We start from the raw sequence: 21,770 nt of genomic DNA on the forward strand, positions 1-21,770 counted from the left end.
CGGGTCAGACCCCAGAATTTTTCTAGTGGACTATTTACGCAAACATGGCACTTTTCATTGCTTTGCCGGCCACGTCGAACAGACCCCGCGCCTTTGGCGCCAGTCCCAGCATGTGGATCGATGCGTGAATCATGCCGTCGAGCTGCACGCAGTCGGCCGCCACGCCGTCGTCGCGCAGCCGACGCGCATACGCCGCGCCTTCGTCATGCAGCGGGTCGTATTCGCACACCAGCACGGTCGCCGGCGGCAGGTCCTTGAGCGTAGCCGCCCGCAGCGGCGCCGCATAAGGCTGCGCGCCTTGCGCCGGTTCGTTCAGGTACGCCGACCAGCAAAAACGCATGGCTTCCCTGGTCAGCGAATGGCCGTCCGCATAGCGCTGGTAGGATGGCGTGTCGAAGGCGAAATCGAGCGCCGGGTACAGCAGCAACTGGTGCGCCAGCGCCGGGCCGGCCTGGTCGCGCGCCATCAGGGCGGCGGCCGCCGCCAGGTTGCCGCCTGCGCTGTCGCCGCCCACGGCGAGGCGCTTGGCGTCGATGCCCAGCGCCGCCGCATGCCCGGCGACCCAGCACAGGGCCCGGTAAAAGTCGTCGAGCGGCACGGGGAACTTGTGCTCGGGCGCCAGCCGGTAATCGACGGAAAAGATCACGCAGCCGGTGGCGTTGGCCAGCGCGCGGCACGGATTGTCGTACAGGTCCAGCGAGCATAGACACCATCCTCCGCCATGCGCGAAGACGATGGCCGGCAGGGGCTGGCCCATGTCCGCGCCGGCCGGTACATAGGCGCGCACGGTCAGCGCATGTTCGCCGGGCAGCACGTAATCCCTGACCGAAGCGACATCCTCCAGCGGCCCGTGCAGCTGGCGCAAGCCCGTTTCCGTGGCGGCGCGCAGGTCCGCCAGCGAGGCGGGCGGCGGCGCATCCTTCGCCTGTTCCAGCCAGGCGGCGATCAGCGGATCGAGGCTCATGCCGGTTCTCCGGCCAGGAAGGGCAGCAGGTGGGCAATGAACGCTTCCGGCTGTTCTTCCATGATGAAGTGGCCGCACTCGGCGACGATCGCTCCTTGCAGGATGTCCGCCTTGCCCTGCATGGTCAGCAGGGGCGCGTCATTCGTCGCGTGATCCGCGCCGATGGCCAGCACGGGCATGGCCAGGCGCGTTTTCGCCCGCTCGAGGTTTTGCCGGATGGTTTCCGGAATCGCCCGGTAGTAGGCGAAACCGGCGCGCAGGGCGCCCGGCGTGGCGTAAGCGTCGGCATACACGTCGACGGCCACCTTGTCGCGGCGGTACGACCAGCGGTCCAGGATGAAGCGGATGTATTCGCGCTCCTTGCCCGCCGTGAGCATCTCCGGCAAGTCCAGCACCTGGTTGAACATGAAGTGCCACAGGAAGATGTTGTCCGATGGCGCCACAAAAATGGGCGGCGCGGGCGCCAGGCCGGGGATCACGGCTTCCGTCAGCGCCAGTTTCGTCACGGCCTGCGGGAAATCGCTGGCCAGCGCATAGCCGACCCACATGCCGATGTCGTGGCCGACCACGTCGTACTGGGCGTGGCCCAGGGCCAGCATGGTGCGGTGCAGGGTGGCGGCGATGGCGCCCGTGTCGTAGCCGCCGGCCGGGCGTTCCGAGTGGCCGCTGCCGGGCGGGTCGATGGCGATCGCCTGGTAGCCCTGGGCGGCCAGGGCCGCCATCACGTGGCGCCAGGCGTACCAGGTTTGCGGCCAGCCGGGGATCAGCAGCACGGGTTTGCCGGCGGCGGGACCCGCAATCACGCAATGCAGGCGCTGGCCGTCGATGCGGACGTAGTCATGGGTAAATTCGTTCATGGTGTTTCCTTGTTCAGTTGTGCTGGATACCCAGCAATTGATGAATCTGTTGCGCGCTGACGGGGGCGCCGGCGAAGTCGTCGAAGATCTTGTCGGTCACGGGAATGATGTGGGCGTTGATGAAGGCCACGCCTTCGCGCGCACCCACTTCCTGGTCCTTCAGGCAGCATTCCCATTCCAGGGTGGCCCAGCCCGCGTAATCGTTCTGCGCCATCTTCGAGAAGATGGCCTTGAAGTCGACCTGGCCATCGCCCAGCGAACGGAAACGCCCGGCGCGGTTTTCCCACGACTGGTAGCCGCCATAAATGCCTTGCCGCCCCGTCGGATTGAATTCCGCATCCTTCACATGGAACATGCGGATATGGTCCTTGTAGATGTCGATGAATTCCAGGTAGTTCAGCTGCTGCAGCACGAAGTGGCTGGGGTCGAACAGCATCTTGCAGCGCGGGTGGCGGCCCACGCGCTCGTAGAACATCTCGAAGCTGATGCCGTCATGCAGGTCTTCGCTCGGGTGGATTTCGTAGCACAGGTTGATGCCCTGTTCCTCGCACACGTCGAGGATGGGCAGCCAGCGGCGCGCCAGTTCGTCGAAGGCCGCCTCGATCAGGCCGGGCGGGCGCTGCGGGAACGGGAACAGATACGGCCAGGCGAACGAGCCGGAGAACGTGCCCATGTCCGTCAGGCCCAGGCGTTTCGAGGCCATGGCCGCCAGTTTCACTTGTTCGATGGCCCACTCGGTGCGCGCCGCCGGCTGGCCGTGCAGGTGGGCCGGCGCGAAGCTGTCGCACAGCGCGTCGTAGGCCGGGTGCACGGCCACCAGCTGGCCGAGGATGTGCGTCGTCAGTTCGCTGATGACGAGGCCATGGCCGGCCAGCATGGCGACCAGATCGTCGCAGTATTGCTGGCTGTGGGCCGCTTGCGCCACGTCGAACAGGCGCGCATCCCAGGCGGGAATCTGCAGGGCCTTGAAGCCCATGCCGGCCGCCCACTCGGCGATGGCGGGCAGGGTGTTGAAGGGCGCCGTATCGGCGGCGAATTGTGCCAGGTGCAGGCTTGGTCCTTGGATGGTTTTCATATCGGCTCCTATTGTTTGTCGATCGACAAAGAATAGGCGAAATTCTCCCTTCGGTCAAGCCCGTGATGCAAAATAAATCGGGAACGCGCGGCGGGCGCCAGGCGTTATACTGGCCGCCAGTTTGTGAAAAGAGGATCAAGATGGCGGGAAGACCGAGGGAATTCGACCGCGCGCTGGCGCTGGCAAAGGCGCGCGACGCGTTCTGGACGCGCGGCTATGAAGGCGTATCGATGGCCGACCTGGTGGCGGCGCTGGGCATCGCTTCGGCGCGCATCTATGCGGCGTTCGGCTCGAAGGAGCAACTGTTCCGCGAAGCCGTGGAGCTGTATGAAACGGGAGAAGGCGCGTTTGCCGTGCACGCGCTGGCCGCCAGCCTGAACGTGCGCGACGCCGTGGCGCGCATGCTGGAAGAAGCCGTGCTGCTGTATACGCGCAGCGGCCAGCCGCAAGGCTGCATGGTGGTCACGGCCGCCACCAACACGAGCGCGGAAAACGCCGGCATCGCCGACTGGCTGGCGCAGCACCGCCGCGCGCGCACGCAAGCCGTCATCGAGCGCCTGCGCGCGGCGCAGCTGGCGGGAGAATTAAAGGAGGGGGCGGACGTGCAGGCGCTGGGCGACTATTACGCGGCCTTGCTGCACGGCTTGTCGGTGCAGGCGCGCGACGGCATTCCGGCCGAACGGCTGCTGGCGCTGATTACGCCGGCCATGGCGCCGCTGGCGCTGGAAATGCAAAGCTAGACTGGCTTGTCGATAGTCGCTGTCTTCACGTCTTGACGTCGATCAGGCTGCCCAGGGCCTGGTTGGCGGCCTTGACGACATTCGCCGATAAATTAAAACCGGCCTTGTAGACGAGATTATCCGTCAGTTCGGAAGCGAGGCCGACGCCGTTCGGCCGGCTTTCCGCCGCCTTGGCCGCCTGCGCGCTGGCGCCGCTGACGCTTTCCGTGGCGGCCAGCTTGCGCCCTTCGACGGAGAGGGTGACGCCCGTGCCGGCCGGGCTGGCTTCCTGGAATTCGGCTTGTTGCGGCTGGAAGCCCGGCGTGTTCGCATTGGCGACATTGTTTGCGGCCACATCCAGCGCGCGCTGGTTGGCGGTCAGCCCCGAGGTGCCGGTGGTGAGGGCGGATATGGACATGGCGACTCCTTCAGAAGGCCTCCAGTTTACACCCGACGGCGGGGAAAATGTGGTGGTGCAAGGCAACAATTTTCCCCCTTGCTGCTTGCCGTAAAAAATAGCTGCGTCACGTAACTTTTTTATATTGTTCTGTGGCATTTCGCTGTCTAGACTGGCAGGGAAGTCATCCACGGAGTCCGCCATTTATCCCCTGTATCGTCCCATGTTGCTGAGTTTGCTGCTCAGTCTGCCTTGCCTGCCCCTGCGAGCCCAGCTTGTCCCCTCGCCGCTGCCGCTCGATGCGCGCCTGAACGAGCAAGTCATCATGGTGCCGGCCGGCGACGGCTTGCGCGAGGAGCTGGAAACGACGGTGTTCCGCCCCGCCGGCCCCGGCCCGTTTCCCCTGCTGCTGATGAATCACGGCAAGCAGGCGGGCCCGGCCAGGCTGCAACAGCGCGAGCGCTTTATCTATATGGCCACCGAATTCGTGCGCCGCGGCTATGCGGTGATGCTGCCCATGCGCGCCGGCTTTGCGCGCTCGACGGGCGCTTACCGCGATGCCGGCTGCGACATGCTGGGCAATGCCCAGGGCCAGGCGCGCGACATGCTGGCCGCGCTCGCGTATGCGCGCCGCCAGAGCTGGGTCGACCCGCAGCGCATCGTCGTCGCGGGCCAGTCGTATGGCGGCATGGCGGCGCTGGCGCTGGCCACCCGGGTGCTGCCCGGCGTGCGCGGCGTGCTCAATTTTTCCGGCGGCCTGCGCGTCGACATGCCGGGTTGCGACTGGCAAGGGGCGCTGGCCAAGTCCTTCGCCACCCTGGGCGCCTACAATCACATTCCCAGCCTGTGGCTGTATGGCGCGAATGACTCGTTTTTTTCGCCGGCCCTGGCGCGGCGGCTGTTCAATTCCTTTACCGGTTCCGGCGGCCGCGCGCAATTGCTGGCCTACGGCCCGTTCAAGCGCGATGCCCACCTGACCCTGGGCAGCCGCGACGGGGTGGCCGTGTGGCTGCCCGCCACCGAGCGCTTCCTGCAGAAAATCGGCATGCCGGTGCGGCAGGTCTACCGCGTGGCCGATGCGCCGTCGCCGCCCGCCACGCAATTCGCGCCGCAGGACGACATCGCCGCCGTACCCTACCTGGAAGAGCAGGGCCGCGCCGCCTACCGCGACTTCCTGGAGAAAACCGCGCCGCGCGCCTTCGCCCTGTCGGCCAGCGGCGCCTGGGGCTGGGCCGAGGAGGGGGAAAGCCCCGATGTGCGCGCGCTCGCGTCGTGCCAGCGGCGCAGCAGCCTGCCGTGCCAGCTGTATTCGGTCGATGCAAGCGTCGTTTGGCCGGTCGCCGGCGCCAGCGCGAGCGCCGCCGGCGGCACGCAATAGGCTGCCGCGCACGATAGTTGTCGCCGAAACGGGGGGTGGGCGAATATACTAGGCGCAAAGGGAGGCGTTGCGCTTCCCGTCCGCCCTTATCATCAGCGAGAATTCACCCTTATGGCGTCATCCCCAGAAAACCTCAGCATGGCCGTGTTTTGCGACTTCGAGAACGTCGCGCTCGGCGTGCGAGATGCAAATTACGAAAAATTCGATATCAAGCCCATCCTCGAACGCTTGCTGCTCAAGGGCAGCATCGTTGTCAAGAAGGCATATTGCGACTGGGACCGTTATAAAAGTTTCAAGGGCACCATGCATGAGGCGAACTTCGAGCTGATCGAAATTCCCCACGTGCGCCAGTCCGGCAAGAATTCGGCCGACATCCGCCTGGTGGTCGATGCGCTGGACCTGTGCTACACCAAGGCCCACGTCAACACCTTCGTCATCATCAGCGGCGATTCCGACTTTTCGCCGCTGGTGTCGAAACTGCGCGAAAACGCCAAGCAGGTGATCGGCGTGGGCGTCAAGCAGTCGACCTCCGACCTGCTGGTGGCCAACTGCGACGAATTCATTTTCTACGATGATCTGGTGCGCGAAAGCCGTCGCACGGCCGCCAAGCGCGACGCGCGCGACACGCCCGCGCCGAAGCGTTCGGCCGACGAAGAAGTGCGCCGCAAGGAAAAATACGAGTCGCGCAAGACGGAAGCGATCGAGATGGCCGTTGCCACCTTCGACGCGCTGGTCTCGGAGCGCGGCGACAGCGGCAAGATCTGGGCCTCGATGCTGAAAGAAGCGATCAAGCGCCGCAAGCCCGACTTCAGCGAATCGTATTACGGTTTCCGCACCTTCGGCAACTTGCTGGAAGAAGCGCAGACGCGCGGCTTGCTGGAATTTGGCCGCGATGAAAAATCGGGCGCCTATGTCTACCGCAGCAGCGGCCTGGTTCCCGTGGCTGCACCCGTGAACGGGGAAGCCGCCAGCGACGTCGTCGCCGGCGGCGAGAGCGGTGCGACGGCGGAAGAGGTCAACAGCCGCGATGGCGGCAGCCGCCGCGATTCGCGCCGCAATGGACGGGGCGGCCGCAAGCAGAACGAGCAACGCCGCGGCGAGTCCGCGCCGCAGGCCTTCGTGCCGGTGGCCGACGCGGAAGCCGTCGTCGTCGAGCAGTATGCGCCGGCGCCGCAGCCGGAAGTGCAGCACGAGGTGGCCGAAGCGGTGGCCGAGGTCGCGCCCGAAGAAGGCAACGCCAAGCGCGGTTCGCGCCGCAATGGCCGTGGCGGCCGCAAGAATGGCGATGGCGGCCGCGAAGCGCGCGCCGAGGCCGTCGAGGCAGCGCCGGTGGAAGCCGTGCCTGCGCCAGTGCCCGAGCCGGTCGCCGAGGTGATCGTGGAAGCGGTCGCCGAAGCGAAGCCCAAGGCCAAGCTGCGCACGCCGGCGCGCAAGGCGGCAGCGGCGAAGAAGCCGGCCAAAACGGCGGCGCAAGCGGTTGTTGAAGCGGCGCCTGTGATCGAGGCGGCGCCGGTGGAAGCGCCTGTCGTGGCGGAAGACAAGCCCGCCAAGGCGCCACGCAAGACGCCGGCACGCCGTCCCGCGCGCAAGAAGGCGGAAGACGCTTGATTGACACCTTGCCGAGCAAGGCTGGGGTCAGACGGGGACGCCGAGTCCCGGCGGGTCTGACCCCGGAATTTTGCTGCGTTTCCGTGGGTGGGGCTTAGCCATGTACCACGGTGAACGGTTCAACAGCATTTCCCATACGGTGGGCGCCGCACTGGCGGCCATCGGCGGCGTCATCCTGATCGTCGTGGCGGCCCGCACGGGCGATGCCTGGAAAATCGTCAGCTGCAGCGTGTATGCGGCCATGCTGCTCACGCTCTACCTCACGTCCACCCTGTATCACAGCGTGCGCGGCAAGGCCAAGGCCGTGCTGCAGCGGCTCGACCACTGCGCCATCTACCTGCTCATCGCGGGCACCTACACGCCCTTCATGCTGGTGACCCTGCGCGGGCCGTGGGGCTGGTCGCTGTTCGGCGTCGTCTGGGGCCTGGCCCTGTTCGGCATCGTGCAGGAATATGTGTACGCGAAAGGCGCGCGCATCCTGTCGCTGGTGATTTACGTGGCCATGGGCTGGCTCATCGTCATCGGCATCAAGCCGCTGCTGGCGGCGCTGGAGTGGAACGGCTTTTTGTGGCTGGTGGCGGGCGGGCTGTGCTACACGGGCGGCATCGCGTTCTACGCCACCGACCACAAGCTGCGCCACGGCCACGGCATCTGGCATTTGTTCGTGCTGGCCGGCAGTAGCTGTCATTTTGTCGCCATTTTGTTCTACGTTGCCTGACGTAGCGCGCAGCCCGGCCAGCCTCGCCGACTATTGCCTGCAATCCATTATAATGCCCTGATCTGTGAAACAAGGGCAAGAATGGACATCAACTCGGACGACCTGAAAATCTTCGTCACCGTCATCGACAGCGGCACCCTGAGCGCGGCCGCCGTGCACCTGGGACAAACCACCTCGGGCGTCAGCCGCGCCCTGTCGCGCCTGGAGGACAAGCTGGCCACGTCGCTGCTGACGCGCACCACGCGGCGCATGGAACTGACGGAGGAGGGGCAGCTGTTCCTGGACAAGGCGCGCGCCATTCTCGCCTCGATGGAAGACGTGGAAGAGTCGATCCGCATCCGCCGCCAGAAGCCGGCCGGGCGGCTGTCCGTCGATGCCGCCTCGCCCTTCATGCTCCATTGCGTGGTGCCCCACGTGGCGGAGTTTCGCGCCATGTACCCGGAGATTCGCCTGGAACTGACCAGCAACGACCAGATCGCCGACCTGCTCGAGCACCGCACCGATATCGCCATCCGCATCGGCGCCCTGGTCGACTCGACCCTGCATGCGCGCGCCCTCAGTGCCAGCCCGCTGCACGTGCTGGCGACACCCGCCTACCTGGCGCGCCACGGCACCCCGGCCACGCCGGAAGCGCTGTCCGGCCATGCGCTGCTGGGCTTTGCGCAATATGAACTGGGCAATCAGTGGCCGCTGCGCCACGAAGCGGGCAACAGCCTGCAGATCGTGCCCGCGCTGGCCGCGTCCAGCGGCGAAACCCTGCGCCAGCTGGCCCTGCACGACCAGGGCATCGTCTGCCTGTCCGATTTCATGACGAAGGACGACATCGCCGCCGGCCGCCTGGTGCAGGTGCTGCAGCCGTTTTATACGGGCTACCGCCAGCAGATCCATGCCGTGTATTACCGCAATACGCAGCTGGCGCAGCGCATCAGCTGCTTCCTCGAATTTTTGCAGCAGAAGCTGTAAGACCCGGCCATGATGGCGATCAGCATGCGGTGTCCAGCGTGCGACGAGTAGGGCGACCTGCTGCGCGCCACGAAGGCGCCTTCCCTGCTGGCGCAATCCGGCCTGGACGACGACTGGGACGAACGCGAACGCGGGGCCAGGGTGGTGCCGTCGCCTACAGCATGACGTGCGTGTCTTCCGCCTGCAGCAGCGCCTCCACCTCATGCGCCGGCAGCGGGTGGCTGAAGTAATAACCTTGCGCCTCGTCGCAGCCATGGCGGCGCAGGTAATCGAGCTGCTCGGCCGTTTCCACCCCTTCGGCCACCACGCGCAGCTTCAGATTGTGCGCCAGCGCGATGATGGAGACGACGATGGCCGCATCGTCCGCGTCGCGCGCCACGTCGCCGACGAAACTGCGGTCGATCTTCAGCACGTCGATGGGGAAGGTGCGCAGGTAGGCGAAGCTGGAATAGCCGGTGCCGAAGTCGTCGATCGACAGCTGCACCCCCAGCGCCTTCATGTCGTGCAGCTGGCTGACGGCCAGCGCCACGTCGTGCATGAACAGGCTTTCCGTCAATTCCAGTTCCAGGCAGGCGGGCGGCAAGCCCGTTTCCAGCAGCACTTCGCCGATCGTGGCCACCAGGTTCGGCTCGTTGAACTGGCGCGCCGACAGGTTCACGGCCAGGCGCAAGGTGCCCAGTCCCGCCGCATGCCAGCGCTTCACCTGCGCGCATGCTTCGCGCATGACCCAGGCGCCGATCGGCACGATCAGGCCCGTATCTTCCGCCAGCGCGATGAAGCGCTGCGGTGCCACCATGCCCAGGTCCGGGTGCTGCCAGCGCAGCAGCGCTTCCACGCCGACGATGCGCCCGCTGGCCAGGTCCACCTGCGGCTGGTAATGCAGCACGAACTGCTCGCGTTCGAGCGCGTTGCGCAGCGCCGTCTCGATGCGCAGGCGTTCCAGGGTGGCCTGGTTCATGGCCGACGTGTAGAACTTGATGTTGTTGCGGCCCTGTTTCTTGGCGCAGTACATGGCGATGTCGGCTTGCTCGATCAGGTTCTGCGTCTCGCCATGCAAGGTCACGTCGCCGGGGGCGTCGTAGCGCGACCTGTCGTAGACGGCCACGCCGATGCTGCAGGTGACGAAAAATTCCTTGCCATCCAGTAGCACCGGCTGGGCCACGGCATCCATCACGCGCTGCACGACAGCGCCGCTGAGCGCTTCGTCCGCCTGTTCGCACAGGATGGCGACGAATTCATCGCCGGACAGGCGCGCCACCGTATCGCTTTCGCGCAGGCTGGCCTGCAGGCGCGCGGCGATGGTTTTCAGCAGCAGGTCGCCTGCCTTGTGGCCCAGGCTGTCGTTGACGAACTTGAATCGGTCGAGGTCGATCAACAGTACCCACAATGCGCGATTCTTGCGGCGTGACAGGGCCATCGCCTGGGCCAGGCGGTCGCGCAGCAGGGCGCGGTTGGGCAAGCCCGTCAGCACGTCGTGGTGGGCGATGTGCTGGATTTTCTGCTCGGCCAGCTTGCGTTCCGTGATTTCGGAACCCGTGCCCCGGTAGCCGCGAAATTCGCCCAGCTCGTTGAACAGCGGTTCGCCATTGATGCTGAACCAGCGCAGCTGGCCATCGCGGTCCTGCATCGCATATTCGAGATTGGAAAAGGGCAGGTGCGCTTCCAGGTTGGCGATATGCTGCTTGCCCCAGCGCGAATTGCGCATCTCCGGGTTGTTTTCCCAGCGCGTCATGCCGATGAAGCGTTCCAGCGGCATGTTCGACTTGTCCGTGAAACCGCTGGTGATGTGGGTGAAGCAGAAGTTGGCGTCCTGTTCCCAATACCAGTCCGAGGACAGGGCCAGCAGCCGGCGGAAGCGCTTTTCGCTTTCCTGCAAGGCGCGCTCCGTGCGCTGGCGCGCCCGCACGTCGGCGCTGAGCAGCTCATTGCTGCGCTTGAGGTCGGCCGTGCGCTGTTCCACCAGCAGCTGTACGCGGCGCGAGCGCTGCGTCAGCGATTGCACGAAGGCGGCCGTCAGTGCGCTGAACAGCAAGCCCATGATCAGGGTAAACAGGGAGCCCAGATGGTCGGCCAGGAAGGGGCGCGGATGGGCCGCCACGCGCACATGCCAGGGCCGGCCGGCGGAAGCGAAGGCCCGGTCATAATGGCTGTGGTAGGCAAAGTGCAGCCAGCGGGGCAGGGACTCCCAGGCGCCGCCCGGGGCGGCGGCGGGCGCCTGGCCATGCCGGAATATCCGTTGGCGCGGGTTGGCGCCGGCGTCCGCGTAGACGCTGATCTCAAGCTGCGGGTCGCCCAGCAGGTCGGCGCCGGCGAGGATTTTCTGCACCAGTTCCCCGGCGCGGATGATGGCCGCCGTATCGCCGATCAGCGCCGCGCGCCGTTGCTGCACCGTTTGCAGGGGCACGCCGTGACGGTACACGGGACGCAGGATGACGAAGCCCTGCTGCGGTCCCTGCGCCAGCGCCACCAGGCCGGTGGCGGTGGTCTGGCCGCTGACGATGGCCTGCTCCAGCGCGCGCGCCAGCAGGCCGTTCGGGCTGACGTTCAGGCCGAAGGCGGGGCGGTTGCCCTGCAAGGGAACGAGGTAGTCCACCACCAGATAGCTGGCGCGCGGCGTGGCGGGCACGACGACGCCATCGCGCATTTCCGTCATGGCGTAATCGGGCACGATGCGCCGCAGCTCGGCCTCGAAGGCGGCGCGCTGCGCATGCGGCACGATGCGGTGGAAATTGAAGGCCTGGATGAACGGGTGGCGCTGCAGCAGCGGCGTGGTGAAGTCGTGGAACTGCTCGCGCGTGACGGGCACGACGGCGGAAAACAGCTGGTTCGTCGTGGTCAGCACCTCGACCGCATCGTCGAGTCCCTGCTCGATGGCGGCCACCCTGGCGCCGGCGCGCTGCTGCAGGCTCAGGCTCATCTTGTCGTATTCGAGCTGGCTGATGGCGGCAAACAGCACGGCCGTGACGCTGACGCCGCAGGCAAAGGTCAGCGCAGCCGCGGCGGATATCGACAGTGGCAGGCGGCCACGCAGCATGGTTTTTCCTATCTCACTTCATGGACACATGGGTTCGGCGGCGCCTGCCGGCCCCACGCAGGCCGTAGTTTGTCATAAACCACATCCATCATGCGGATTTTGCACCAAATCGCTGCCAATAAGCAACAACATCTATGGCCGGGGAAGACGACTTTCAGTCGCTGCCCGCGCCTGACTGGCGGCGCAAACGCCACAACTGCCATGCCGGCAGCAGGCGGTTCAGGAAGGCCAGGCCGGCTGCGCGGCGCCAGCGCACCAGGCGCGCCACGCGCACGGCGCGGCCGCCGGCGTCGGCTTCCGGCTTGGCGGCGAAGATGATGCGGTTGTTGCCGGCGATGCCGTCGAAGTGGCACACGGCGCCGCGGAAGGTGAGCATCAGGCGCGCCAGCATGGCGGGGTAGTGCTCGTCATAACTGAACAGGTTGGCCACCAGCACGCCGCCGGGCAGCAGGGTGCGCAGGCAGTCGGCGTAAAAGCGCGCGCTGCCCAGGGCCGGCGGCAAGCCCGTTTCGTCGTAGCCGTCGAGCAGCAGCACGTCGGCGCAGCCCGGATGCCGGCGGATATAGCTGACGGCGTCCGTTTCGATGATGCGCAGGCGCGCGTCGTCGGGCGGCAGCATGAACTGCTCGCGCAGGGCGATCACGTCGGCGCGCAATTCCAGCACCGTGATGCGCGTGTCGGGCAAGTGGCGGTGGCAGAATTTCAGCAGCGAGCCGCCGCCCAGGCCCACCATCAGGATATGCCGCGGGCGCGGCACGAACAGGGTAAAGCACATCATGGCGCGCGCATAGCGCAACAGCAGATGGTCGGGGCGCGACAGCAGCATTTCGCTCTGGACCATGCCGGGCTGGAATTCCAGGCGGCGCCGGTCGCCGCAGGTATGAACCTGCGGGGCAAGTGGGGTGATGCTTCTGTTTTCCGGCATGGGACGACTTCGCTGAGTGGACTGGGGGAGATGCTTTGTTGCATTCAGAGAAATCTGATAAGCTCCCGTGAGCATACCCGATTAATCCGCGCCAGGCATGCGGCGTATACTATGTTTATGGCTAGGTATATGGCGCGCGGCGGCACGGTCGCGCAGTCGGGCACCATGGAGACAAGCATGTTTTTGGATCACCCCATCATTACGGCGACGAACAGTTTTACGGAGCCTGACCGCATCGAGCGCTTGACGCGCGTGTATGGCTACGCGGCGGCGCTGGCCGATCAGGCCGCCAATCTCGGCTTCATTGAAAAAGTCGCGCAGATCCACGACCACAAGGGCACCCTCATCGTGTTCTGGCACGAGGCGCCCAGCGAAGTGGAGAAGCAGTATTTCGTGCAGGCCTGGGCCAGCAAGATCGGCGACGGCAGCACCAATGTCGAACACGAAATCTGACGCGGCGCGCCGCGCCTGCGCACCGATCGCGTAGCCCATGGATATCAAGACCCTGGTACTGGCCCTGGCGCTTGGCAACCTGAGCCTGTGCGCGGCCCTGTTCTTCTTCGAGTACGAGCGCAAGAAGTCGCTCAGCATGTCCACCTGGGCGGTGGCCAAGCAATGCCAGGCCGTGGCCTGGTGCCTGCTGTATTTTCGCGGCGTGCTGCCCGATTTCCTCTCCATCTTGCTGGGTAATGGCCTGCTGTTTGCAGGCATGGCGCTCGATGCGGGCGCGCTGTGGCAGGCGGCCGGGCGCAGCGGCTGGCGCCGCTATGTATTGCCGGCCCTGGGCCTGGCGCTGGCGCTGTTTGCCGCCTGCTATCTGTTCGACGTGGCGCCGCTGCTGCGCAGCGCCGGCGGTTCGCTGATCGTGGCCGGCTTCTTCCTCGCCGGCGTGGCCGCGCTGTGCCTGCAATGGCGCGAGGCGAGCATGCTGCGCCGCTTCCTCGTCGTCAGCATGGGCCTGCTGTCGCTGCTGATCGCCGCGCGCGGCGTGCTGGCCGCCACCGTGCCCGGTTTCGATGCCGAGCTGATGCAACTGGCCGGCTTCGGCGCCCTGTACCTGATGATGCTGACGAATGCCTTCGGCTATCTGCTGCTGTCGCGTGAAAAGCTGGGCGGCGAGCTGGCGCGCCTGGAAGTGCTCGACGCGGCCACGGGCGTGCCGAACCGGCGCGGCTTTTACCAGGCGCTGGCGCCATGGATGGCGCTGGCGCGCCGGCCCGGCTTGCCGACGGCGCTGGTGGTGCTCAATATCGACCACTTTAAAAGAGTCAACGACAGCTATGGCCATCCGGTGGGCGATGCGGTGTTGAAAACCATCGTCGACACCTGCCGCCAGCAACTGCGCGACAGCGACCTGATGGGGCGCCTGGGCGGCGCCGAATTCGCCATCCAGCTGCCGCGCACGACCCTGGACGATGCCTTGATGGTGGCCGAGCGCATCCGCGCCGCCGTCGAGGCGCTGCCCGTCAAGACGGAGCGCGCCGTGCTGCAGCTGACGGCCAGCCTGGGCGTGACCACCATCCGCGCCGAAGACAGCACCGTCAGCCTGTTCAAGCGCGCCGACGAGGCGCTGCAGGCGGCCAAGCAGGCCGGCCGCAACAGGGTGGTCGAGGCGCAAGGCGCCAGCCCCCTCGATCTGTAAGCCGGCTTACTTCTTGCGCGAGCCCAGCCAGCTGGGTTCCTTGCCGCATTCCTTGGGCAAGAACAGGGCATCGAGGCCGGGATCGCAGCGATGGTCAGGCGCCTTCATCGGCTCGACGGTCAGCCACACGCTACGGGGCAGTCTCTTTTCTGCGCGCGCTTCCACGGGCGGCGCGGGCGGCAGGCTGTCTTGCCAGCGCGGCTCCGCGGCAGACGCGGGTGGGGTGGCCCAGTTTGCGTCAACCTGCGCCGCCTGCGCTGGCGGCGTGTCCGCATGTGCGGCGGCGCACAGCACGCTGCTCGCGAAGACGAACATGCGCATGGCGGTTTTGTTTACTGAAATCATGGTTTGTCCCTGGTCGGTGTCGGATGGCGTTCCCTGCAGTATGACGCCAGCCGCCAGCAAAAAGACAGGGAAATTGCAACGGCATGTTACCAAAGGGACTATAGTTAATGGTAGTAAACAGGTGCATTGCAGCAAGGCGCTCGACCGGTGGGCAAGGCGCGGGGCGCCGCCAGCCGAACGTGTGTCTTTCCTAACTTTCATTTAAGCTAAGCAAGTTATGCTATGCAGCGCACGCCAGGCTGCCCTGTGCCGTCCGCACCGCCGTTCCTCTTTCTTACTCTTGCCAGGCCCATAATGAAAATGCTCAAATCCCTGCCTGTATGGCCGCTTGCCGCCCCCGTTGCCGGCTGGCTGTTCCTGTTCGGTTCCACCTTCAATCTCGGCGGCGCCTACCAGATACTGCTGGTCGCTGGCCTGATCGGCAGCGTGCTGGCCGCCGTGTACCACGCCGAAGTGGTGGCGCACCGCATCGGCGAACCGTACGGCACCCTGGTGCTGGCGCTGGCCGTGACCCTGATCGAGGTGGCGTTGATCGTCTCGCTGATGCTGGCCGGCGGACCGGAAACGACGGGCCTGGCGCGCGACACCGTGTTTGCCGCCATCATGATCATCTTGAACGGCATCGTCGGCATTTGCCTGCTGCTGGGCGCCGGGCGTCACCGCGAGCAGAGCTTCGGCCTGCTGGGCGTGAGCGCTTCGCTGGCCACCTTGGCGGCCATCGCCATCCTGACCCTGGTGCTGCCGAACTACACCTCGAGCGCCGCCGGCCCCTTCTACAATTCCAGCCAGCTGATCTTCATCGCCGTGATCTCGCTGGTCCTGTACGGCACCTTCGTGCTGGTACAGACGGTGCGCCACCGCGACTACTTCCTGCCCAAGGAAGCCGTCGGCGATGAAGAGGTGCATGCGGCGCCGCCCACGCCCACCGTCGCCTGGGTCAGCGCCGGCGCCCTGCTGGTGTGCCTGGGCGCCGTGGTGCTGCTGGCCAAGTCGCTGGCGCCCGCGCTGGAGACGGCGATTGCCGCCATGGGCGCGCCGAAAACCCTGGTCGGCATCGTCATCGCCGCCATCGTGCTGCTGCCCGAAGGCCTGGCCGCCGTGCGCGCCGCGCGCGCCAACCGTTTGCAAACGAGCTTGAACCTGGCGCTCGGCTCCGCGCTGGCCAGCATCGGCCTGACGATTCCCGCCGTGGTGGTGGTGTCGCTGGCCACGGGCCTGACGATCACGCTGGGACTCGACATCAAGTCGACGGTGCTGCTGCTGCTGTCGCTGATGGTGGCCACCCTGTCGCTGGGCACGGGCCGCACCACGGTCATGCAAGGCACGGTGCACCTGGTGATTTTCGCCGTGTATTTGTTTACCACCATCGTCCCGTAGAACACCTGTCAAAACCTACTGCGCGTCGGAATTTGTGGTCTGCGATGCTCACTGTACCTTCGTACAGTTGCGCTTCTCAACCACAACTTCCTTCCGCTCGCTACGGTTTTGTCAGGCGTTCTTAAACGTTACTACTACGCGACTTCTTGTCACAATCCTGTCACGCCGCTGTCATACGATGGGGGTAGTGTGGTAGGATTTTTAAATCGTTTAAATGATTTATATAGTTTAGCAACTGAATTTGCCAACTTTTTCAGTTGGCACAGTAATGACAAGACAAGAGGCCAGTATGTATGCAGCGGTGGACCTGGGGTCCAACAGTTTTCGTTTACACGTCGGCAAGCATGATGGCGACACGATCCGCGTGGTCAAGAGCGTGCGCGACCCGATACGCCTGGCCGCCGGCCTGGACGCCAATGGCGACCTGACCGAGGCGGCCATGCAGGGCGCGCTGGCCTGCCTGCAGCGCTTTCGCGCCATCCTCGCCGGCTTCGAACTCGATGCCGTGCGCGTGGTGGCCACGTCGGCCATGCGCGTGGCGCGCAACGGCGCCGTCTTCCTGCCGCTGGCCGAGCAAGCCATCGGCTACCCGATCGAAATCATCTCGGGCGAGGAAGAGGGACGCCTGATCTACATGGGCGTGGCCAATGCGCTGGCCATTCCAGGCGAACGCCGGCTGGTGATGGATATCGGCGGCGGTTCGACCGAACTGATACTGGGACGCGGCAACGATATCGAGCGCGTCGAGTCCTTCAGCCTGGGCACCGTCAAGCAAAGCCTGTCGTTCTTCATCGGCGGGCGCATCGACGCGCCGTCGTTCGAGGCGGCCATCCTGTCGGCGCGCAGCCATTTCGAGGATGGCGCGCCGCCATTCGGTCCGCAGCACTGGAAGACGGCGTATGGCTCTTCCGGCACCATCCGCACGATCGCCGACATCATCGCCCGCAACAAGCTGGGCGACGGCCTGCTCACGAGCGCCAGCCTCGATGCGCTGGCGCGGCGCTTCATCGAACTCGGTCACACCAGCCGCATCGACATGCCCGGCTTGCGCCCCGACCGCGCCAGCACCATCGTCGGCGGCCTGGCCATCTTGATCGGCCTGTTCCGCGAACTGGCCATTCCCGCCATGGCGCCGATCGAGGCGGGCTTGCGCATGGGCGTGATGTGGGATTTGTATCTGCGTTCGACCAAGCGCGACCGCCGCGAACAGTCGGTGCAGGGCTGCATGGACAAATTCCATATCGACCAGCAGCGCGCCGGCCGCGTGGCCGAGCAGGCGCTGGCCATGTACGCGCAGCTCAAGCCCACCTCCGACGCCCTGGTGAAATGCCTGCGCTGGAGCAGCCTGCTGCACGAGGTGGGCCTGGCCGTGTCGCAGACGGGCTACCACAAGCACGCCTCCTACATCGTGGAAAACGCGGACTTGCCCGGCTTTACCACGCGCGAACAAAAGACCATGAGCCGCCTGATCCTGGCGCAGAAGGGCAACTTGCGCAAGATCGGCGAAGTGCTGTCCGACCCCGATTTCGCCAAGGCCGTGCTGGCGCTGCGGCTGTCGATTTTGCTCATGCATGCGCGCATTGAGGCCGATTTTAGCGAACTGCGCCTGCGCATGAAGAGCCGCATCGAGCTCGACATCAAGCGCGGCTGGGTGGCGCACCATCCCACCGTGTCGTTCTGGATCGAGAAGGAGCAGGAATTCTGGGATGAGGTCGGGGTCGATTTCACTATCCGCGCCAGCGCGTAGTCGGGCATGCCGTGCGCTTGACTTGATGTACCGCAAGCAAGGTTTCAAAAAACAGTATATATTGTTTATATTATTTACCAGATTGGAGAATCCATGAGCAAAACCGTCCCGGTGAAAAAAGCCGACAGCGCGTCCGTATCGATGTTCCCCACCAGCGCCTCGATCCACGCCGCAGCGGCCAAGGCCGCACCGGCCGCCAAGCCTGCCGCGAAACCTGCCGCTAAGCCGGTGGCGAAAGCCGCGGCCAAGCCCGTGGCCGCCAAGCCCGTCGCCGCGAAACCGGCAGCAGTGAAGCCAGCGGCCGCCAAGCCTGCCACCGCCAAACCTGCCGCCGCCAAGGCGCCCGTCGCCAAGCCTGCGGCCAAGGCCGTCGTGGCCAAACCAGCTGCCAGGCCTGTCGCCAAGGCGGGGGTGAAGGCCGTTGCCAAGCCGGCGGCCAAGGTTGCCGCCAAACCCGCCGCCAAGCCGGCGCCAGCGAAAAAAGCGCCGGTCGCCAAGGCCGCCGCCGTGAAGGAAAAGGCCCGCAAGCCGAAACTGGTGCGCGACAGCTTCACCATGCCGGAAGCGGAATACGAAGTCCTGGGCCAGGTGAAAAAAGCCTGCCTGAAGGCCGGTTTCGAGATCAAGAAAAGCGAATTGCTGCGCATCGGCGTGGCGCTGATCAGCCAGATCGACCTGGCCACCCTGCAAAACGTGCTGGCCGGCTTGCCGCAGCTGAAAACGGGCCGTCCGAAGAAGGATTGATGGCGCGGGCAGGGGCCGCCCCGTGCCTGGCCGTTCTGGTTTACCATGGGGCCTGTGATAGTTCCCCCATGGTTGCCATGTCAGAAGATACAGATATCGAACGCGCCGGCTTCGTCGAGCGCGCCATCGTCCGCCACCAGGCGGGCATCTCCACCCCGGCCACCGACCACGTCGCCGAGGAAATCCCCGTGGCGCTGGTCTTCAACGGCATTTCCCACGTCGTCATGATGGCCACCCCGCGCGACCTGGAAGCGTTCGCCTACGGCTTCGCGCTGACGGAAGGCGTGGTCGCCTCCGCCGGCGCCATCTTCGACTGCGAAGTGTTCCTGCGCGCCGATTCGGCCGAAGTGGCCTTGAGCATCGCGCAGGAAGACTTCGTGCGCCTGAAGGACCGGCGCCGCCAGCTGACGGGCCGCACCGGCTGCGGCGTGTGCGGCATCGACAGCATCGACATGCTCGACTTGCGGCCCGCGGCGCTGCCGCCGGCGCTGATCCGGGTCGACTTGCCGGCCGCGCTGGCGCGCGCCTCCGCCGGCCTGCGCGAGCACCAGGCGCTGATGCGCGAAACGGGCGGCGTGCACGCGGCCGCATGGTGCACGCCCGACGGCGACATCGTGCACGTCTTCGAGGATGTCGGCCGGCATAACGGCCTGGATAAACTAATCGGCCATTTGGCACTGAGCGGGGCGGACATGCGGCGCGGCTTCGTCTTCCTCTCCAGCCGCGGCAGCTACGAGCTGGCGCGCAAGGCGGCGCGCATGCAGATTCCGCTGCTGGCGACGATTTCCGCCCCCAGTTCGCTGGCCATTTCCATCGCCACGCAGGCGGGCATGAAGCTGGTGGGCTTCTGCCGCCAGGATGCGTACGTCGATTACACGCCCGGCATCGCCTTGTAGCTTCTGCCCCGTTCCAGCAGCACGGGGACGGACTTCGACGTCGGCGTGCCGGCGCCGTCGGCCGTGCTGGCCAGCGGCACCAGCGCGTTCGTCTCCGGGTAGTATGCGCCCAGGCAGCCGCGCGGGATGTCGTAGGCGACGAGACGGAAGCCGTCGGCGCGGCGCGCCACGCCATCGTCCCAGGCGCCGATCAGGTCCACCAGGTCGCCGTCGGCAAAGCCCAGCATGGCGATATCGGCCGCATTGGCGAAGACCACCTTGCGCGTGCCGTACACGCCCCGGTAGCGGTCATCCATGCCGTAGATGGTGGTGTTGTACTGGTCGTGCGAGCGCGTGCTCATCAGGACCATCAGGCGCTCGCCGTGGCGCGCGCGGGCGCGGTGCAGCGGCGTATCGAGGTCCAGCGGGGCGACGAGGAAGCTGGCCTTGCCGCTGGCCGTCTTCCACACGCGTTCGCGCGAGGCCACCGTCAGGTGGAAGCCGCCCGGCTGCGCCACCCTGGCGTTGTAGTCGTAAAATTCGTCGAATACCTTCTCGATGTCGTCGCGGATGCGCGCATAGTCGGCCGCGTACGCGCGCCAGTCCACCAGGGCGCTGCCCACCGTCGCTTCGGCCATGCCGGCCACGATGGCCACTTCCGAGCGCAGCTGCGGCGAAGCGGGCGCATTGCGACCGTACGAGATATGCACCATGCTCATCGAGTCTTCCACCGTCACGCCCTGCGCCACGCCGCCCTGCAGGTCGATCTCCGTGCGCCCCAAGGTGGGCAGCAGCAAGGCTTCCTTGCCGATGACCAGGTGGCTGCGATTGAGCTTGGTGGCCACCTGCACCGTCAGCGCGCACCGGCGCAGCGCGGCAAAGGTCCGCGGCGTGTCGGGCGTGGCGGCGGCGAAATTGCCGCCCAGCGCGATGAACACCGTTACCTCGCCGCGCCGCATCGCGTCGATGGTGGCCACCACGTCGTGGCCGTGGGCGCGCGGCGGCGCGAATCCATACACCTGGCCCAGGCGGTCGAGGAAGGCGTTGCTCGGCTTTTCCTCGATGCCCACCGTGCGGTCGCCCTGCACGTTCGAGTGGCCGCGCACGGGGCACAAGCCGGCGCCGGGCTTGCCGATCTGCCCGCGCAGCATCATCAGGTTCGACAGCATGCGGATGGCCGCCACGCTGTGCTTGTGCTGCGTCAGGCCCATGCCCCAGGTGGCGATGATGCGCTGGCCCTTGACGAAGATGTCCGTCAATGCCTCGATCTGCGCGCGCGCCACGCCCGATTCCGCCACGAGCAGTTGCCAATTCTCCGCGCGCAGGTCGTTGCGGAAGGCGTCGAAGCCGCTGCAATGCTCCAGAATGAAGGCGTGGTCGATGACGGCGGGCCTGCCGGCCGCCTGCGCCGCGTCGTCATGCTCGACGACGCGCTTGGCGACGGCCTTGATCAGGGCGAAGTCGCCGCCCAGGGTGGGCTGCACGAACAGGCCGGCCAGGCGCGTGCTGCCCAGGGTCGCCATTTCCAGCGCGCTTTGCGGGTCCGTGAAGCGCTGCAAGCCCCGTTCGCGCAAGGGATTGATGGAAACGATGCTGCCGCCGCGGCGCGCGCAGTCGCGCAGTTCGCCCAGCATGCGCGGGTGGTTGGTGGCGGGATTCTGGCCGAAGATGAGGATGGTGTCGGCCAGTTCGAAGTCGGCCAGGGTCACCGTGCCCTTGCCGATGCCCACCGTGGCCGGCAAGCCGCGGCTGGTCGCCTCGTGGCACATGTTGGAGCAGTCGGGGAAGTTGTTGGTGCCATACAGGCGCGCCATCAGCTGGTACAGGAAGGCGGCCTCGTTGCTGGCCCGGCCCGACGTGTAGAAGGCGGCCTGGTTCGGGTCGGGCAGGGCGCGCAGGTGGCGCCCGACGAGGGCGAAGGCGTCTTCCCAGGCGATCGGCACATAGCGGTCGCTGGCGGCGTCGTAGACCATCGGTTCGGTCAGGCGGCCGTGCTGCTCGAGCACGTAGTCCGACTGTGCCAGCAGCTGCGTGACGGTATGGCTGGCGAACAGTTCCGGGCCGGCGCGGCGGCTGGTCGCTTCGGCGGCGACGGCCTTGGCGCCGTTTTCGCAAAAGGCGAACGTGGAGGCGTGGTCGCGGTCTGGCCAGGCGCAGCCGGGACAGTCGAAGCCGTCCGGCTGGTTTTGCGCCAGCAGCGCCTTCAGGTTGGCGGGCGCGACGCGTTCCTGGCGCAGGCTGATGGCCACGTGTTTCAGGGCGTCCCAGCCGGCTGCCGGCCTGGTGTAGGGCGTGATGTGCGGTGCGTCCTGGTCTTTCATGGGCTCTTTCGGCTGGGCGGATGTGGTAATTATGCACGATGCCCGCAGGGCATTGACTTGCGTCATGGAAATGACATTCGG

19 protein-coding genes are annotated in these 21,770 nt (G+C 66.1%); 11 read left to right on the forward strand and 8 right to left on the reverse strand.

The window, feature by feature from the left end; translation table 11 throughout:
* Positions 1-34: 34 nt before the first annotated feature.
* From J0O65_RS15350 to J0O65_RS15360, 3 genes are read right to left on the reverse strand one after another with little or no spacing between them, the layout of a single operon-like run.
* Positions 35-964, reverse strand: a complete 930-nt coding sequence (locus J0O65_RS15350) for an alpha/beta hydrolase (RefSeq protein ID WP_215407989.1) — start codon at positions 962-964, stop codon at positions 35-37.
* The gene (locus J0O65_RS15355; RefSeq protein ID WP_215407990.1) at positions 961-1,821 is read right to left on the reverse strand and encodes an alpha/beta fold hydrolase; all 861 of its coding nucleotides are present in this window, start codon (positions 1,819-1,821) and stop codon (positions 961-963) included. The genes J0O65_RS15350 and J0O65_RS15355 overlap by 4 nt, the downstream gene beginning before the upstream one ends.
* A gap of 13 nt (positions 1,822-1,834) precedes the next feature.
* Positions 1,835-2,896 carry a sugar phosphate isomerase/epimerase family protein gene (locus tag J0O65_RS15360; protein WP_215407991.1) on the reverse strand — a complete coding sequence of 354 codons (1,062 nt, stop codon included), beginning with the start codon at positions 2,894-2,896 and terminating at the stop codon, positions 1,835-1,837.
* A gap of 140 nt (positions 2,897-3,036) precedes the next feature.
* Between J0O65_RS15360 and J0O65_RS15365 the strand changes: the two genes are divergently transcribed.
* The gene (locus J0O65_RS15365; RefSeq protein WP_215407992.1) at positions 3,037-3,636 is read left to right on the forward strand and encodes a TetR/AcrR family transcriptional regulator; all 600 of its coding nucleotides are present in this window, start codon (positions 3,037-3,039) and stop codon (positions 3,634-3,636) included.
* Between the two features lie 25 nt (positions 3,637-3,661).
* Here the strand turns inward: J0O65_RS15365 and J0O65_RS15370 are convergent, their stop codons facing one another.
* Positions 3,662-4,033, reverse strand: a complete 372-nt coding sequence (locus tag J0O65_RS15370) for a flagellar basal body protein (RefSeq protein WP_215407993.1) — start codon at positions 4,031-4,033, stop codon at positions 3,662-3,664.
* A gap of 202 nt (positions 4,034-4,235) precedes the next feature.
* On the opposite strand from J0O65_RS15370, the gene J0O65_RS15375 reads away from it, so the two are divergent.
* The 4 genes from J0O65_RS15375 to J0O65_RS15390 all read left to right on the forward strand — a co-directional run bounded on the left by J0O65_RS15375 (position 4,236) and on the right by J0O65_RS15390 (position 8,679).
* A complete protein-coding gene (locus J0O65_RS15375) occupies positions 4,236-5,390 on the forward strand; it encodes a dienelactone hydrolase family protein (RefSeq protein WP_215407994.1) in 1,155 nt (384 codons plus the stop codon).
* 111 nt (positions 5,391-5,501) lie between these two features.
* Positions 5,502-6,998 (forward strand): NYN domain-containing protein, encoded by a 1,497-nt coding sequence (locus tag J0O65_RS15380; protein ID WP_215407996.1) that lies wholly within the window; start codon positions 5,502-5,504, stop codon positions 6,996-6,998.
* A gap of 100 nt (positions 6,999-7,098) precedes the next feature.
* Complete coding sequence (gene trhA, locus J0O65_RS15385) at positions 7,099-7,716, forward strand: PAQR family membrane homeostasis protein TrhA (protein ID WP_152252413.1); 618 nt, start codon at positions 7,099-7,101, stop codon at positions 7,714-7,716.
* Positions 7,717-7,797: 81 nt separating this feature from the next.
* Positions 7,798-8,679 (forward strand): LysR family transcriptional regulator, encoded by an 882-nt coding sequence (locus J0O65_RS15390; protein ID WP_215407997.1) that lies wholly within the window; start codon positions 7,798-7,800, stop codon positions 8,677-8,679.
* Positions 8,680-8,833: 154 nt separating this feature from the next.
* Here J0O65_RS15390 and J0O65_RS15395 read toward each other — a convergent pair whose 3' ends face one another.
* Both J0O65_RS15395 and J0O65_RS15400 read right to left on the reverse strand, forming a co-directional pair.
* Entirely contained in the window at positions 8,834-11,713 is a 2,880-nt protein-coding gene (locus J0O65_RS15395) for a bifunctional diguanylate cyclase/phosphodiesterase (RefSeq protein WP_215407999.1), read from the reverse strand.
* Positions 11,714-11,867: 154 nt separating this feature from the next.
* A complete protein-coding gene (locus tag J0O65_RS15400; RefSeq protein WP_215408001.1) occupies positions 11,868-12,638 on the reverse strand; it encodes a spermine/spermidine synthase domain-containing protein in 771 nt (256 codons plus the stop codon).
* Positions 12,639-12,815: 177 nt separating this feature from the next.
* Between J0O65_RS15400 and J0O65_RS15405 the strand changes: the two genes are divergently transcribed.
* On the forward strand, positions 12,816-13,091 hold the full coding sequence (locus tag J0O65_RS15405) for a hypothetical protein (RefSeq protein WP_077402750.1): 276 nt from the start codon (positions 12,816-12,818) through the stop codon (positions 13,089-13,091).
* A gap of 37 nt (positions 13,092-13,128) precedes the next feature.
* Positions 13,129-14,280 (forward strand): GGDEF domain-containing protein, encoded by a 1,152-nt coding sequence (locus J0O65_RS15410; protein ID WP_215408003.1) that lies wholly within the window; start codon positions 13,129-13,131, stop codon positions 14,278-14,280.
* Between the two features lie 6 nt (positions 14,281-14,286).
* On the opposite strand, the gene J0O65_RS15415 is transcribed toward J0O65_RS15410, so the two are convergent.
* Entirely contained in the window at positions 14,287-14,625 is a 339-nt protein-coding gene (locus J0O65_RS15415) for a hypothetical protein (RefSeq protein WP_215408005.1), read from the reverse strand.
* A gap of 294 nt (positions 14,626-14,919) precedes the next feature.
* On the opposite strand from J0O65_RS15415, the gene J0O65_RS15420 reads away from it, so the two are divergent.
* The 4 genes from J0O65_RS15420 (at position 14,920) to fdhD (ending at position 19,389) form a co-directional block, all read left to right on the forward strand.
* Positions 14,920-16,002, forward strand: coding sequence for a calcium:cation antiporter (locus J0O65_RS15420; protein WP_215408007.1), 1,083 nt, complete (start codon positions 14,920-14,922; stop codon positions 16,000-16,002).
* Between the two features lie 289 nt (positions 16,003-16,291).
* Positions 16,292-17,749, forward strand: a complete 1,458-nt coding sequence (locus J0O65_RS15425; RefSeq protein ID WP_215408548.1) for a Ppx/GppA phosphatase family protein — start codon at positions 16,292-16,294, stop codon at positions 17,747-17,749.
* A 93-nt stretch (positions 17,750-17,842) separates the two neighbouring features.
* Positions 17,843-18,493 (forward strand): hypothetical protein, encoded by a 651-nt coding sequence (locus J0O65_RS15430; protein ID WP_215408009.1) that lies wholly within the window; start codon positions 17,843-17,845, stop codon positions 18,491-18,493.
* A 68-nt stretch (positions 18,494-18,561) separates the two neighbouring features.
* Positions 18,562-19,389 carry a formate dehydrogenase accessory sulfurtransferase FdhD gene (gene fdhD / locus J0O65_RS15435; protein WP_215408011.1) on the forward strand — a complete coding sequence of 276 codons (828 nt, stop codon included), beginning with the start codon at positions 18,562-18,564 and terminating at the stop codon, positions 19,387-19,389.
* On the opposite strand, the gene J0O65_RS15440 is transcribed toward fdhD, so the two are convergent.
* On the reverse strand, positions 19,365-21,689 hold the full coding sequence (locus tag J0O65_RS15440) for an FdhF/YdeP family oxidoreductase (RefSeq protein WP_215408013.1): 2,325 nt from the start codon (positions 21,687-21,689) through the stop codon (positions 19,365-19,367). The genes fdhD and J0O65_RS15440 overlap by 25 nt on opposite strands.
* Between the last annotated feature and the right edge of the window lie 81 nt (positions 21,690-21,770).

Source organism: Janthinobacterium sp. JC611, from assembly GCF_018682595.1.
Lineage (GTDB): Bacteria > Pseudomonadota > Gammaproteobacteria > Burkholderiales > Burkholderiaceae_D > Janthinobacterium.